Below are 13,364 nucleotides of genomic sequence, written 5' to 3'. Positions count from 1 at the left end.
GGACGTTCGGCGCGCCCGCTAGGGAGAGAAAGCGGACATTGGCTGACAGCCGCCTGGGGACTAGGCTTGCGCTATGAAACAGCTATCCGCGCTCGAAATGGCAGCCGCTGTCGTTTTGGCGAAGCAAGTCAGCCCCGATGGGGGCCATGCTCTCATCGAGCAATTGAAGACGGCTGAGGTTTCTGACCGTGAATTCACAGGTTTCGGTTTTTACACTGAGTTCAGCGTAGACAGAGCGTTGCCGCCCGCCGTGGTCACCGTCAGCCTGGGGGGATGGGTTCGCTCTGAAGTGGGGCCGGATGCCTATCCCCTAGAGTTCATGCTCTACGTCAAAGACGGCTACGCGGAGATGATCGAAGCCTATAGCTATTTCGACGGCTACGGTGACATCGACCTTTTGACCGCATCATTTACCGCGCCCAACGCCGTCGATCCTCCGACCATCGAGATCCGCTAAGGGCCGTTCCAGACGTTGCGGCTAGTCGCTCAGTTCTGGAATGAGCGTGCTGAGCGTTGCGCCGGGGGTCCAAAGCGCCGCGCGCCACCCGCGCGCACGTGCAGCTTCGACGTTCTTTTCGGTGTCGTCGATGAAGGCGATCGCCGATGCGGGCAGGCCCAGGCGTTGCTCGACCGCCGCATAGAACGCCTGTGACGGCTTCGAAACGCCAAGCTGCGCGGCATAATGGATGTCGTCAAACCGATCGCGAAGCCTGAGCGTATCCCACAGATAGGACGCGCGTTCATGCTCCTGAACGGTCGCCAGGTGCAGGTCCACGCCTGCCGCCCGGACCTCGGCCAGTTGCAGCAGCAGGGCCTCGTCCAGATGGGCGTCGCCTTCGAACCAGTAGCGGATCAGCTGATCACAGCTGACATGCGGCGCGACGTCCGCGAGCGCGGGCGCCAATCGGTCCCGCAGCGTTGCGCGACCATGAACGACGTCGTCCCACCACGGCGTGAAGAAGCGGTCTTGCAGCGCCTGGCGCGGAATACCCAGATCCTCTTCAATGCGAGCAGACCATCCTGATGGATCAGGGTGACGAACCACGACGCCATCGACATCCACCATCAACACGGTCGGTTTCATCAGCGCCGCAAGCCTATCCCGCTAGAGAAAACGCCATTCTGCTGAATTGCGACCTATCGGCAATGGTCGCCAAGCGTCGTTGGTTTAAGGGCCGCCGGTCGTTGTTGCGAAGCGCGGTCGCTGCACCAACCTCGCTCAAAATCCCCTGTTAACCCCCGACGGCGCACCCTCGGCGCCGTGGCCATGAATCTGTGCGGCCGAAGGAGTGGGGATGGCGGACCTGTCGGTCGCCCAGAGGGCCGCCTTGGCCCAGCTGATCGAACGGTGCCCGGATCGGGTCCTGTCGCAGCTTTCGGGGCTGGCGGGCTCGATGGCGGGCGACCGGGCGGCGGCGTTGCGCGACATGATCGAGGTCGAGGCGCTGGACCGGCGTCGCCGCAACATCGCCTTCGCGCCCCTGCTGCCCCTGTTCCAGCTGCGCGCCGACGGTCTGCCGGGGCTCTGTTTTCCAACGGCGGTGCTGGGGCGGTTGTGGCGCGGCGCCACCCGTAACGAGCCGGAGCTGCTGCCTCAGCTGGACCGCGACGACGACCTGTCGCGCATGATCGCCGACCGCTTGTGTCTCAGCGCCGCCTTCGCCCTGCGCGATCGGGCGGGCGAGATCTGGCCGGATGCGGCGATGGAGGCCGCGGAAGCTCAGGCGCAGGCGCATGAGCTGGCGGCGTGTCTCGACCTGGCGGCGACGGCGCGGCGGGCCTTGCCCCACCTGCCGAACTGGATCGGCCGCTCGGGGCCGGAGGCGGCCGCCGAGTTGAAGCTGGCCTTGCGCCAGGCCGCCGGGATCGCGCCCGACGGCGCCAGTCGCTTGCTGGAGATGATCTTCGCCCATCTGGAGGACGCGCGGCTGATCTTGCGCGTCGCCGCCCTGGCCGCGCCGGGCGGGCGTGAACTGAGCGCCGAGACGGCCTTGGGCGAAAGCGAGCTGGGCCTGTTCGTCGATCGCATCCTGCTGGCGCTGGCGCGGCGTGCGGCGGACGCGGCGGCCTTCGATCCTGCCGGAGGCGGGGCTGAGCTGGACGTCTTCAAGGCCGACCTGGACTGGTGCGCCGAGACCCTGGCCGAGATCGACATGGCCCTGCCGCTCAAGGCCGACAGCGCCTGGGGCAAGGCGGCGCGGCAGGCGCGGCTGAAGGTGGCGCTCAGCCTGTCCGAACGTTTCAGCGCGGCCGAGCGGGCGGTGGACGCCGTCCTGCCGGTCGAGCGCACCGCCCTGGTCGGGCGCATGACGCGCCCGGCGCCTCGGCTGGACGGGGCGGTCGAGGCCGCCGCCGCCGATCGCGCGCGGGCCCTGTCGGCGCTGGTGGGACTGGTGCGTGGCCCGGCGGCTGTGTTCGGCTGCGAGGCGGAACGCCGCCAGATGGCCGAGGCCCTGACCGGCCGTCTGGCCGCCTGGGCGGACGAAGCCATGGAACGGCTCAACGACGGCCAGGCCGCTGACGAGGCGACGGCGCGCAAGCGCATCATTCTGACCGCCGAGCTTCTGGGTCTGATCGGCGCGCGCGAGGCCGCGCGCACGGTGCGGCGGCGATTGATGGCGTCAGGTGCGGCGTCGCGCGCCTCGCCTCCGGCCGCCTGATCCGCTACAGCGGCGGCCATGACGATCTTCTGGATCATGACGGCTCTTGTGACCGCGCTGGCGGGGTTGGCGGTGCTGTCCGCCGCCCGGCGCGGGGCCGAGGCCGAAAGCGTGGCGGACCGCGACGCGGGCGCGCGCGAACTGGCCGAGCTGGACCGGCTGAAGGCGCGCGGCCTGCTGGACGAGGCGGGCTGGACCGCCGCGCGGGCCGAGGCCGGGCGCCGTCTTCTGGCCGCCCGTCGCGCGGACCGTCGTCCGGTCTCGCGCCCGGCCGACCGCTATTGGGTGCTGGGCGGGATCGCGGCGACGGCGGCGGCTTCGCTGGGCCTCTACGCCGTCTTCGGCGCGCCGGGCATGAAGGATCAGGCCTATGAGACGCGCGTGCGCGAATGGGCCTCTGCGCCCGAGGCGCTGGAGCCGGCGCAGGTCGCGGCCGTGCTGGGGCAGGTGGTCAAGGACCGGCCGGACGATCGCCTGGCCCTGACCATGCTGGGCGCCGCCCGGTTCGAGGCTGGCGACCCTATCGGCGCGGCCTCGGCCTTCCGCCGCGCCCTGGCCATCCAGCCGGACGACGCCCAGAGCTGGGCGCGGCTGGGCGAAAGCCTGGTGCGGGCCAATGACGGGGCGGTCGACGGCGACGCCGAGGCGGCCTTCCGCCAGGCGGTCAAGCTGGACCCCGATCAGTTGGGCGCGCGCTTCTATCTGGGCGAGGCCGCCCTGGCGCGCGGCGACCGGGCCGAGGCCGAGGCCATGTGGACGCCGCTGATCGCCGTGCTGGCGCCGTCGGATCCGCGCCGCGCCGACCTGCAGAAACGCCTGGCCGAGGCCGCCCGATGAGCCGTTGGCCCGCCCTTGCTCCCACCTTATACGCGGCGGTGTTTTCCGCCGTCCCCGGATCGTTGACATGAGCTGGTTGCCCAAATCGCCGAAGGCGCGCCGCCGCCTTTGGGTCGTCATCGCTGCGGCGCCCGTGCTGGCGCTGGCCGTCGGCCTGTCGCTGTGGGCGATGAAGGACAATGTGACCTTCTTCTATTCCCCCTCGGAAGTGACGCCGCAGAAGGTTCCGGCCGGTCAGATGATCCGCCTGGGCGGTCTGGTCGAGGCGGGCAGCGTGCACAAGGCTGCCGACGGCTCGGTCGCCTTCGTCGTCACCGACAACGGGGCGACGGCGCAGGTGATCTATCACGGCGACCTGCCCGACCTCTTCCGCGAGGGGCAGGGCATCGTGGCGCAAGGGGCGTTCCGCCCCGATCGCACCTTTGAGGCCAGCCAGGTTCTGGCCAAGCACGACGAGACCTATATGCCGCGCGAAGTCGCCGACCGGCTGAAGGAAAAGGGCGAGTGGCGGCCCGAGGGCGGCGAGGCCGCGCCCGCCGCCGCAACCGTGCAGCAAGGGGCTTAAGCGTTGATCGTCGAACTGGGCGCCTTCGCCCTGATCCTGGCGCTGGTGCTGTCGGTGCTGAGCCTGGCGCTGACCACGGCGGGACGTCTGCGGCTCAGCCCGGTGCTGGCCGGGGCGGGGGGCGGCGCCATGCTGGCCTCGGCCGGGGCGATCCTTCTGGCCTTCGGGGCGCTGATCTACGCCTTCGTGGTGTCGGACTTCTCAGTGTCGAACGTGGCCATGAACAGCCACACCGACAAGCCGGTCTTCTACAAAGTCGCCGCCGCCTGGGGCAGCCATGAAGGCTCGCTGCTGCTGTGGTGTCTGGTGATGACGGTGTTCGGCGGGGCGCTGGCGCTGGCGCGCGGCCTGCCGTTCGGACTGAAGACCTCGGCCGTGGCCGTGCAGACGGCCCTGTCGAGCCTGTTCCTGGCCTTCGCCGCCTTCACCTCCAACCCCTTCTTCCGGCTGGACCCGGCGCCGGTGCAGGGCGCGTCGTTGAACCCCCTGTTGCAGGACCCGGCGCTGGCGGTGCACCCGCCGCTGCTCTACGGCGGCTATGTCGGGTTTTCGGTCTGTTTTTCGCTGGCGGTCGCCGCTCTGATCGAAAAACGCGTTGATCCGGCCTGGGGCCGCTGGGTGCGGCCGTGGGCGCTGGCGTCCTGGGCCCTGCTGACCGTCGGCATCGCGCTGGGTTCCTTCTGGGCCTATTACGAGCTGGGCTGGGGCGGCTGGTGGTTCTGGGATCCGGTCGAGAACGCCAGCTTCATGCCGTGGCTGGCGGGGGCGGCCCTGCTGCACTCGGCCATCGTCACCGAGCGGCGCGGGGCGCTGGCGGGCTGGACGGTCTTCCTGGCGATCCTGGCCTTCACCTTCTCCATGCTGGGCGCGTTTCTGGTGCGCTCGGGCGTGCTGACCAGCGTCCACGCCTTCGCCGTCGATCCCCAGCGGGGGATGATGCTGCTGGCCATCCTGGGTCTGGCGGCGGGCGCGGCCTTCATCCTGTTCGCCCTGCGCGCTCCGGCCATCCGCTCGGGCGCCGCCTTCGCCCCGGTCAGCCGAGAGGGTGCGTTGGTGCTGAACAACCTGTTTCTGACGGCGGCGGCGGCGACCGTGCTGCTGGGCACCCTCTATCCGCTCATTCTGGAGGGCGTGACGGGGGCGACCATCTCGGTCGGCCCGCCCTATTTCAACGCCGTCTTCAACCCGCTGATGATTGTCGCCTGTTTGATCCTGCCCGCCGGGCCGTTGCTGGCGTGGAAGCGGGGCGATCTGAAGGGGGCCTTGCAGCGCCTGTGGCTGGCGGCCGCTCTCGCTGTCGCCGCCGCCTTCGCCGCTTTCTTCCTGTTCGATCCGAAGAAGGCGCTGGCCGCAGCGGGCTTCGGCGTCGGCGCCTGGCTGATCGGCGGGGCGCTGGCGGAGCTGGGCGTGCGGACCAAGGCCTTCCGCGCGCCTTTGGCCGAGACCCTGCGCCGGGCCAAGGGCCTGCCGCTGGGGGCCTGGGGCATGGCGCTGGCCCACGCCGGTCTGGGCGTCTTCATTCTGGGCGCCGTGGTCGAAACCAGCTTCAAGGCCGAGACCGCCGCCGCCCTGCCGCTGGGAGGGGAAGTCGCCGCTGGGCCGTGGAAGGCGCGGCTGGACGCGGTCGAGGTCATCGAAGGGCCGAACTATCTGGCCGAGCAGGGCCGCCTGACCATCATGCCGGTCGACGGCCGCGCGCCCGAGCGCGTCATCACCGCCGAGCGCCGCTTTTTCCCGGCGGGCGGCCAGACGACGACCGAGGTCGGCCTCGACTTCCGCGGGCTGGACGACGTCTACGCGGTCATGGGCGACCGCGCGGCGACCGACGACGGCGAGCGCGCCTGGATCGTGCGCATCTATTACAACCCCTGGGCGCGGCTGATCTTCCTGGGGCCGGCGTTGATGGCGCTGGGCGGGCTGATCTCCCTGCTGGACCGGCGTCTGCGTGTCGGGGCGGGCTCGCGCGTGAAGAAGGCCGCCAAGCCGGGCGAGCCTGTGGAGGCGCAGGCGTGAGGCGCGCCGCCGCCCTGTTCGCAGCTGTGCTGCTGGCCAGCGCCGCCGCGCCCGCCATAGCCGAGCCGCCGCCTGCGCCCGATCGGCCCTTGACTGATCAGGCCCAGGAAGCCCGCGCCCGCGCCCTGTTCGGCGATATCCGCTGCGTCGTCTGCCAGCATGAGTCGATCGCCGACAGCCCGGCGGGCATCGCCGCCGATCTGCGCGGCCTGGTGCGCGAACAGATCGCCGCCGGAAAGACGGACGACGAGATCAAGGCCGACCTGCTGCGTCGCTACGGCGACTATGTGTTGTTCCAGCCGCCGCTGCGGATCGGCACCTGGCTGTTGTGGTTCGGCCCGTTCGTTCTGGCGGCGGGGGCGGGCGTGGTGCTGGTCCTGCGGGCGCGCCGACGCAGTGCGGGCGAGGCTGCGCCCCTGACGCCGGAAGAAGAACGCGCCCTGGCCGCCCTAACGGCGGACGACGAAAAGTCCTAGCCTGTCCATTTGGAAAGCCTTTCGCCGCCTTCCTGACGCAGCTACGCCACACCGCGAACGTCGATCAGGAACAATCATCGCGAGGGCGTGCATTGGCTTGAGGCGTAACGCCCTATATCCATGGGCGAACGGAGCTTTTCCGTATCCGCCAGTAAAGACTGCAAGGACGACGATGCTGAAACGCAAGGAGTTCATTCTGGGGGCCGCTGTCGGCCTGACCTTCGCCGCCGCCGCGACGGCGGGCGGGGTCATCACCTGGCCGGGCGCCGAAGCTGCGCCCGCCGCCAAGGTCGGACAGCTGGTTCCCTCGGCCGGCGCCGGAGCGTTGGCGTTCGCCCCGCCGCAGGGCGCGCCGCTCAGCTTCGCCGACATCTTCCAGCAGGTCGCTCCCGCCGTGGTGCAGATCGACGTGAAGACCCGCGTCCAGCGCCCGCGCGGCGTGTTCCAGATTCCGGGCTTCGGCGCCGTGCCCATCCCCGGCGCGCCGGGCGGCTCGGGCGAGGGTGAGGAAGACAATACCCAACTGGCCGCAGGCGCCGGTTCGGGCTTCTTCATCTCGGCTGACGGCTTCATCGTGACGAACAACCACGTCGTCGAAAACGCCGAAGAGATCACGGTCCGCCTGAACGACGAACGCGAGCTGAAAGCGCGCCTGATCGGCCGCGACCCGCTGACGGATCTGGCGGTCATCAAGGTCGAGGGTTCGGCCTTCCCCTTCGTCTCCTTTGAGGACAAGGCCGAGCCGCGCGTCGGCGACTGGGTCATCGCCGTGGGCAACCCCTTCGGCCTGGGCGGTACGGCGACGGCGGGCATCGTCTCGGCCAAGTCGCGCGCCATCGGAGGAAATGAAAACCCCTACACCGACTTCATTCAGATCGACGCCGCCATCAACCGGGGCAACTCGGGCGGCCCGACCTTCGACATCTATGGTCGCGTCATCGGCGTGAATACGGCGATCTTCTCGCCGACGGGCGGTTCGGTCGGCATCGGCTTCGCCATTCCCGCCGGAATCGCCAAGGACACCACGGATCGCCTGATGCGCGGCGAGAAGATCGAGCGCGGCTATCTGGGCGTGACGATCGGCAATCTGACCAATGAGTATCGCGAGAGCCTGGGTCTGCCGGAAGGCACCAAGGGCGCCTACATCACCGAGGTGACGGCGGGCGCGCCGGGCGAGCAGGGCGGGCTGCAGGCGGGCGACGTCGTCGTCTCGCTGAACGGCCGTCCGATCATCGGCAGCAATGAACTGACCCGTGCGGTGGGCTCTGCGAAGCCCGGCGACGTGCTGCGGCTTGAGCTGCTGCGCGAGGGGCGCCGTCAGACCATCAATGTTCGCGCAGGCACCCGTCCCGCCAACCTCGGCGCCGCCGAGGCCGAAAGTGATGATGCGACGACGCCGGATACGCCCGAAGCCGTGGCGGGCGAGAAGATCGAAGGCATGACGGTCGCGCCGATCAGCGCCGCCCTGCGCAGCCGTTTCGAACTCCCTGCCGAGACGCGCGGGGTGGTCATCACGGCGATCGACGCCCAGTCGCGCGCTGGGCGTCTGGGCTTCCGCCCGGGCTTCGTCGTGGTTCAGGCCAACGGTCGTGCGGTTTCTTCGGTGAAGGAGTTCCGCGATGCCGTCGAGGCTGCGCGATCAGCCAACCGACCTGGCGTCCTGCTGCTGGTGCGAACGTCGGCGGGGAACACGCCGGTCGTTCTGCCCTTCGCCAAGTCTGAATAAGGCGTAACTCACGAGATCGGCGGCGATGCGCTAACATCGCCGCCGAATCTTTTTTGGGAGGCTGCATGCGTATTCTGGTGGTTGAGGACGACGCTGAAGCCGCGACCGCCATGGTGCGCGGCCTGAGCGAGGCCGGGCATGAGGTCACCCACGCCGTGGACGGCGCCTTCGGCCTGCTGGAAACGCAGAAGGGCGGCTACGACGTCTATGTCGTGGACCGCATGATGCCGCGCCTGGACGGCGTGGGCATGGTCGAGATGGTGCGCAAGGGCGGCGATCAGACGCCGGTCCTGTTCCTGTCCGCCCTGGGCGAGGTCGAGGACCGCGTCACGGGCCTGAAGGCGGGCGCCGACGACTATCTGGTCAAGCCCTACGCCCTGGCCGAACTGGTCGCACGGGTCGAGGCCCTGTCGCGCCGTCGCGAGACGGGCGGGGTGCAGACCGTGCTCAAGGTCGGCGAGCTGGAGATGAACCTGATCGCACGCACCGTTCACCGCAACGGTCAGGAGATCGACCTGCAGCCGCGCGAGTTCCAGCTGCTGGAATTCCTGATGCGCCACGCGGGCCAGTCGGTCACGCGCACCATGCTGCTGGAGAAGGTCTGGGAGTATCACTTCGACCCTCAGACCAACGTCATCGACGTGCACATCAGCCGCCTACGCTCGAAGATCGACAAGGGCTTCGACAAGGCCATGCTGCAGACCGTGCGCGGCGCGGGGTACCGGCTGGAGGCGTAAGGCCCCGGCATGAAACTCCCCTCGCTCTTCCGCCGTACGCCCTTCCGGCTGACGCTGCTGTTTCTGGCGCTGTTCGTGGCGACGGCCAGTGCGGTGCTGGCCTATGTCTATTTCGCCTCGGCGTCCGAGGCGCGGGCGCGGGCGGAGGCCAGCGTCAAGGCCGAGGTCGAGGGGCTGACCGCCGTCTATCGCACGCGGGGCCGCGACGCCCTGAACCAGGTGCTGGTCGAACGCACGCTGAAGGGCGGCCCCTACCTCTATCTGCTGATGGCGCCGGATCGTTCTGTCATCACCGGCAATGTCTCGGAATCGCCGCTGGACCCGCCCAAGGCGGATGCGCCGCCATCGACGGCGCGCTGGGATGACTTTCGCCTGACCGACACGGACGAGGACGGGCGCGTGCGCCGTCGCGGCGCCATCGGCGTGGAAACCACTCTGTCGGGCGGCGAACACCTGTTCGTCGGCGAGGACATCGGCGACATCGAGGCCTATCTGGCGCGGCTGACTCAGGCCCTGTGGGGGGCGATGGTCATGGTTCTGGTGCTGGGCGTCGGCGGCGGACTGTGGATCAGCCGGGGCGTCGAACGGGCCATGGCCGGCCTGAACCGCGTTGTGGCGGCGGTGCAGGAGGGCGATCTGAAGACGCGCGTGCCGATCCGCCATTCCGGCGACGAGCTGGACGAGCTGGCCGAGGGCCTGAACGGGATGCTGGACCGGCTGGAAGGCTCCATGGCCTCGATCCGCCACGCGGGCGACGCCATCGCCCACGACCTGCGCACGCCATTGAACCGGATGAAGGCCAAGATGGAAGTCGCCCTGATCGACGCCGAGGCGGGGCGGACGTCGGGCGTGGACGCCCTGGGCGTGGCGCTGGACGAGGCGGACGCTTTGCTGAAGACCTTCAACACCGTGCTGGCCATCGCCCGGTTGCAGGCGGGCGGGGCGCCCGATCCCAAGGTGTTCGACGCCGCCGACCTGGCCTCTGACATGGCCGAGCTCTACGAACCGGCGGGCGAGGACAAGGGGCTGGAGTTCGCCGCCGAGATCGAGAAAGGCCTGATGATCGAGGGCAATCAGCCCTTCCTGGCCCAGGCGCTCGCCAATCTGATCGACAACGCCATCAAATATACGCCCGAAGGCGGGGCGGTGATGTTCCGCGCGCGGCGGCGATCGTCGGGCGATGTGGAGTTCTCGGTCACGGACAACGGACCCGGCGTGCCGGACGAGGATCGCGAGCGCGTGCTGCAACGCTTCGTGCGTCTGGACAACAGCCGCACCGAGCCGGGTTCGGGCCTGGGCCTGTCGCTGGTCACCGCGGTGGCCGAGGCGCATGGCGGCCGCATCCAACTGGACGAAGGGCCGGGCGCCTATGACGGACGCGGACCGGGCCTGCGCGTGGCCCTGATCCTGCCCGCCGCCAGTCGGGCGCTTGAGGCCGAGGCGTGAGCGAAGCTCTGGCGACGCGGTTGCAGCCGTGCGGCCCCGTGCGTGACGCCGATGCGGCGGCTCGCTTGCACGAGCGGCTGGCCGAGACGGCGGACGCTGACGGCTGGCGCGCGACGCTGGACGCGGCATGGGCGGCGCTGGAGCCCGTCTTCGCCGCCTCGCCTTATCTGGCGGGCTTGGCGCGGCGCTGGCCGGATCGGCTGCGGCGGACGCTGGACAGCGATCCCGAGGCGCTGCTGGCGGAGATTCTGGCCGCCAGCGACGCCCTGACGGCCGCCCCGGACGAGGCCAAGGCGCCGCTGCGCTGGCTGAAGGCGGAACTGCATCTTTTGACCGCCCTGTGCGACCTGGGCGGCGTCTGGGATCTGGATCAGGTGACGGGCGCCCTGTCGCGGTTCGCCGATGCAGCGGCGCGGGCGGCGCTGAGGATCACGGCCGACGACTGGCGCAGACGCGGGCGGTTGATCTCGACGCCTGACGATCCGCGCGGCCCGGTTCCGGGCCTGTTCGTCCTCGCCATGGGCAAGGGCGGGGCGTTCGAGCTGAACTATTCTTCGGACATCGACCTGTCGCTCTTCTATGAGCCGGAAACGCTGGCGGCGGCTCTGGCCGAGGGCGTCGAGATGCAGGGCTTCGTCAACCGTCTGGCGCAGGGGCTGACCGCCCTGTTGGCCGAGCGGACGGCGGACGGCTACGTCTTCCGCGTCGATCTGCGGCTGCGGCCCGACCCGTCCTCGACCCCGCCCGTGGTCGCGGCGCCGATGGCGCTGGCCTACTACGAATCTGTCGGTCAGAACTGGGAGCGGGCGGCCTTCATCAAGGCCCGCGTCTGCGCCGGGGATGCGGTCGAGGGCGCCGATTTCCTGAAGGCGCTGGTCCCCTACATCTGGCGGCGTAGCCTGGATTATCAGGCCGTGCTCGACATCCAGTCGATCAAGAGACAGATCCACGTCCACAAGACCGGCGAGGGCTTGGAGGCGGCGGGCGCCAATCTGAAGCTGGGCCGGGGCGGCATCCGTGAGATCGAGTTCTACGTCCAGACCCAGCAGCTGATCCTGGGCGGACGCGACCGGTCCTTGCGCTCGCCGCGCACTCTGGAGGCGCTGGACGCCCTGACCGAGGCGGGCCACGTCGCACCCGAGGCGCGTGACGAACTGCGCGCCGCCTATGTCGAGCTGCGCGCGCTGGAGCATCGGGCGCAGATGCTGGCGGACGAGCAGACGCATATCCTGCCCGTCGATGCCGAGCGGCGCGCCGATGTGGCGGCCCTGGCGGGGCAGGGCGATCTGGCCGCCTTCGATACGGAGATCGAGCGCCTGCTGATGCGGGTCAACGCCCGCTATGGCGAACTGTTCGAGGGCGGCGAAGACCTGTCCTCGCCCTACGGCAGTCTGGTGTTCACGGGGGTGGAGAACGACCCCGGCACGTTGGAGACGCTGGCGCGCATGGGCTTTTCCGAGCCCGCCACGGTGTCGGACACGATCCGCAGCTGGCACCACGGCCGCATCCAGGCCACGCGCACGGCGCGGGGACGCGAACTGTTCACGCGCCTGGCGCCGCAACTGCTGACGGCGGTGGCCAAGACGGGGGCGCCGGACGCGGCCTTCCGCCGGTTCGCCGTCTTCTTCTCGGGCCTCAGCGCCGGGGTGCAGGTGCAGGCGTTGTTCCTCAATCAGCCCAAGCTGTTCGACCTGGTGGTCGGGGTCATGGCCTTTGCGCCGCGACTGGCGCGGGCGCTGGGGCGTCAACCGCAGGCTCTGGACGGGGTGCTGGATGCGCGCTTCATGACGGCCCTGGGCACCGACACCGGCCTGGCCGACCAGGTGGTGCGCGAGGCGCATGAGGCCGGCGATTTCGAAGGGGCCATGAACGCCGTGCGCCGCCTGCACCGCGAACAGACCTTCCGCATCGGTATGCATGTCGTCACCGGCCGGACCACGGCCGAGCAGGCCGGGCTGACCTACACCTCCCTGGCCGACGCCTGCATGAGGGGGCTGGCGCCGGCGGCCCTGGCCGAGGCCGAGCGGATGGGCGGGGCCTTCGACGGCGCGGTCGCCGTGGTGGCCCTGGGCAAGGCCGGGTCGCGTGAGATGACGGCGGGGTCTGACCTGGACCTGATGACCGTCTATGCGGCGCCGCCCGAGGCGGTCTCCGCCGGGCGCGGCTGGAGCGCCGAGACCTTCTACGGCCGTTTCACGCAGCGGTTCATCGCCGCCCTGTCCGCCCACACCGCCGAGGGCGGGTTGTATGAGGTCGATATGCGGCTGCGGCCGACCGGGTCCAAGGGGCCGGTGTCGGTGCGGCTGGAGGCGATGGACGCCTATTATGCGCAGGAGGCGGACACCTGGGAGTTCATGGCCCTGACGCGCGGACGAGTGGTCTGGGCCAGCGAGCAGGGCTTCGGCGCGCGCGTGGCGCAGGCGCTGGAGGCGGCCTTGCGGCGACCGCGCCCCGGCATCGACATCGCCCAGGACGTGCGGGCCATGCGGGATTTGATGGACCGCGAGCGGCGGCCCAAGGGCTTCTGGGACCTGAAGCTGTCGGCGGGGGGGCAGGTCGACGCCGAGTTCACAGCCCAGTATCGCCAGTTGACGGCGGCTCAGACGGGAGCGCCGCTGACCGTCTCGACGCTGGAGGCGTTGGTCGGCGATCCGGTCCTGGCTGAAAGTTGGCGCACGCATCAGCAACTGGGTCAGTTGATGGCCTGCGCCTTCGAGAACGGTGGCGACCCGGATCAGGAGCCGTCCGGCTTCCAGATGCGGCTGGCCCGCGCGGCCGGGGCGCCCGATTTCGACACCTTGAAAGCACGCCTGATCGATCTGCGACTGCGGGCGCGGCGGGCTTTCGAAACGGCCCTGCCGTCATTGCGCGACGGAATCTGATCCGGGCGGCGTTCTATTTCCC

The 13,364-nt window shown here is 69.8% G+C and carries 11 protein-coding genes; 10 read left to right on the top strand and 1 reads right to left on the bottom strand.

The features are described 5' to 3' along the window. The first annotated feature begins 73 nt into the window (after positions 1–73). Positions 74–457, top strand: a complete 384-nt coding sequence (locus AC3IPP_RS13215) for a hypothetical protein (RefSeq protein ID WP_489149293.1) — start codon at positions 74–76, stop codon at positions 455–457. Positions 458–478: 21 nt separating this feature from the next. Here AC3IPP_RS13215 and AC3IPP_RS13210 read toward each other — a convergent pair whose 3' ends face one another. Continuing rightward, positions 479–1,084, bottom strand: a complete 606-nt coding sequence (locus AC3IPP_RS13210; protein ID WP_489149292.1) for an HAD family hydrolase — start codon at positions 1,082–1,084, stop codon at positions 479–481. A 211-nt stretch (positions 1,085–1,295) separates the two neighbouring features. On the opposite strand from AC3IPP_RS13210, the gene AC3IPP_RS13205 reads away from it, so the two are divergent. From AC3IPP_RS13205 to AC3IPP_RS13165, 9 genes are all read left to right on the top strand, one after another. Beyond that, positions 1,296–2,660, top strand: coding sequence for a hypothetical protein (locus AC3IPP_RS13205; RefSeq protein WP_489149291.1), 1,365 nt, complete (start codon positions 1,296–1,298; stop codon positions 2,658–2,660). Between the two features lie 18 nt (positions 2,661–2,678). Further along, positions 2,679–3,497 carry a c-type cytochrome biogenesis protein CcmI gene (ccmI, locus tag AC3IPP_RS13200; protein WP_489149290.1) on the top strand — a complete coding sequence of 273 codons (819 nt, stop codon included), beginning with the start codon at positions 2,679–2,681 and terminating at the stop codon, positions 3,495–3,497. Between the two features lie 67 nt (positions 3,498–3,564). Beyond that, positions 3,565–4,062: a cytochrome c maturation protein CcmE gene (gene ccmE / locus AC3IPP_RS13195; protein WP_087140996.1), complete on the top strand. Its 498-nt coding sequence runs from the start codon at positions 3,565–3,567 to the stop codon at positions 4,060–4,062. A 3-nt stretch (positions 4,063–4,065) separates the two neighbouring features. Further along, entirely contained in the window at positions 4,066–6,075 is a 2,010-nt protein-coding gene (locus AC3IPP_RS13190; protein WP_489149289.1) for a heme lyase CcmF/NrfE family subunit, read from the top strand. Then, positions 6,072–6,551 carry a cytochrome c-type biogenesis protein gene (locus AC3IPP_RS13185; RefSeq protein WP_489149288.1) on the top strand — a complete coding sequence of 160 codons (480 nt, stop codon included), beginning with the start codon at positions 6,072–6,074 and terminating at the stop codon, positions 6,549–6,551. The genes AC3IPP_RS13190 and AC3IPP_RS13185 overlap by 4 nt, the downstream gene beginning before the upstream one ends. Positions 6,552–6,723: 172 nt before the next feature. Next, the gene (locus AC3IPP_RS13180) at positions 6,724–8,277 is read left to right on the top strand and encodes a Do family serine endopeptidase (protein ID WP_179205082.1); all 1,554 of its coding nucleotides are present in this window, start codon (positions 6,724–6,726) and stop codon (positions 8,275–8,277) included. A 65-nt stretch (positions 8,278–8,342) separates the two neighbouring features. After that, positions 8,343–9,014 (top strand): response regulator transcription factor, encoded by a 672-nt coding sequence (locus tag AC3IPP_RS13175; protein ID WP_087140993.1) that lies wholly within the window; start codon positions 8,343–8,345, stop codon positions 9,012–9,014. A 9-nt stretch (positions 9,015–9,023) separates the two neighbouring features. Beyond that, positions 9,024–10,460 (top strand): sensor histidine kinase, encoded by a 1,437-nt coding sequence (locus AC3IPP_RS13170; RefSeq protein ID WP_489149287.1) that lies wholly within the window; start codon positions 9,024–9,026, stop codon positions 10,458–10,460. Next, positions 10,457–13,342 (top strand): bifunctional [glutamine synthetase] adenylyltransferase/[glutamine synthetase]-adenylyl-L-tyrosine phosphorylase, encoded by a 2,886-nt coding sequence (locus AC3IPP_RS13165; RefSeq protein WP_489149286.1) that lies wholly within the window; start codon positions 10,457–10,459, stop codon positions 13,340–13,342. Before AC3IPP_RS13170 ends, AC3IPP_RS13165 begins: the two co-directional genes overlap by 4 nt. Positions 13,343–13,364 lie beyond the last annotated feature (22 nt).

The organism is Brevundimonas sp. KH_060, assembly GCF_057838275.1.
Note: the sequence above shows the minus strand (reverse complement) of the source record. Positions and strands in the feature narration are given on the sequence as shown.

Bases quoted from the DNA above. Each gene is read 5' to 3' on its own strand.
- AC3IPP_RS13180 (WP_179205082.1), top strand. From the start codon at position 6,724: ATGCTGAAACGCAAGGAGTTCATTCTGGGGGCCGCTGTCGGCCTGACC.
- ccmI (WP_489149290.1), top strand. From the start codon at position 2,679: ATGACGATCTTCTGGATCATGACGGCTCTTGTGACCGCGCTGGCGGGG.
- AC3IPP_RS13210 (WP_489149292.1), bottom strand. From the start codon at position 1,084: ATGAAACCGACCGTGTTGATGGTGGATGTCGATGGCGTCGTGGTTCGT.
- AC3IPP_RS13215 (WP_489149293.1), top strand. From the start codon at position 74: ATGAAACAGCTATCCGCGCTCGAAATGGCAGCCGCTGTCGTTTTGGCG.
- AC3IPP_RS13205 (WP_489149291.1), top strand. From the start codon at position 1,296: ATGGCGGACCTGTCGGTCGCCCAGAGGGCCGCCTTGGCCCAGCTGATC.
- AC3IPP_RS13170 (WP_489149287.1), top strand. From the start codon at position 9,024: ATGAAACTCCCCTCGCTCTTCCGCCGTACGCCCTTCCGGCTGACGCTG.
- ccmE (WP_087140996.1), top strand. From the start codon at position 3,565: ATGAGCTGGTTGCCCAAATCGCCGAAGGCGCGCCGCCGCCTTTGGGTC.
- AC3IPP_RS13175 (WP_087140993.1), top strand. From the start codon at position 8,343: ATGCGTATTCTGGTGGTTGAGGACGACGCTGAAGCCGCGACCGCCATG.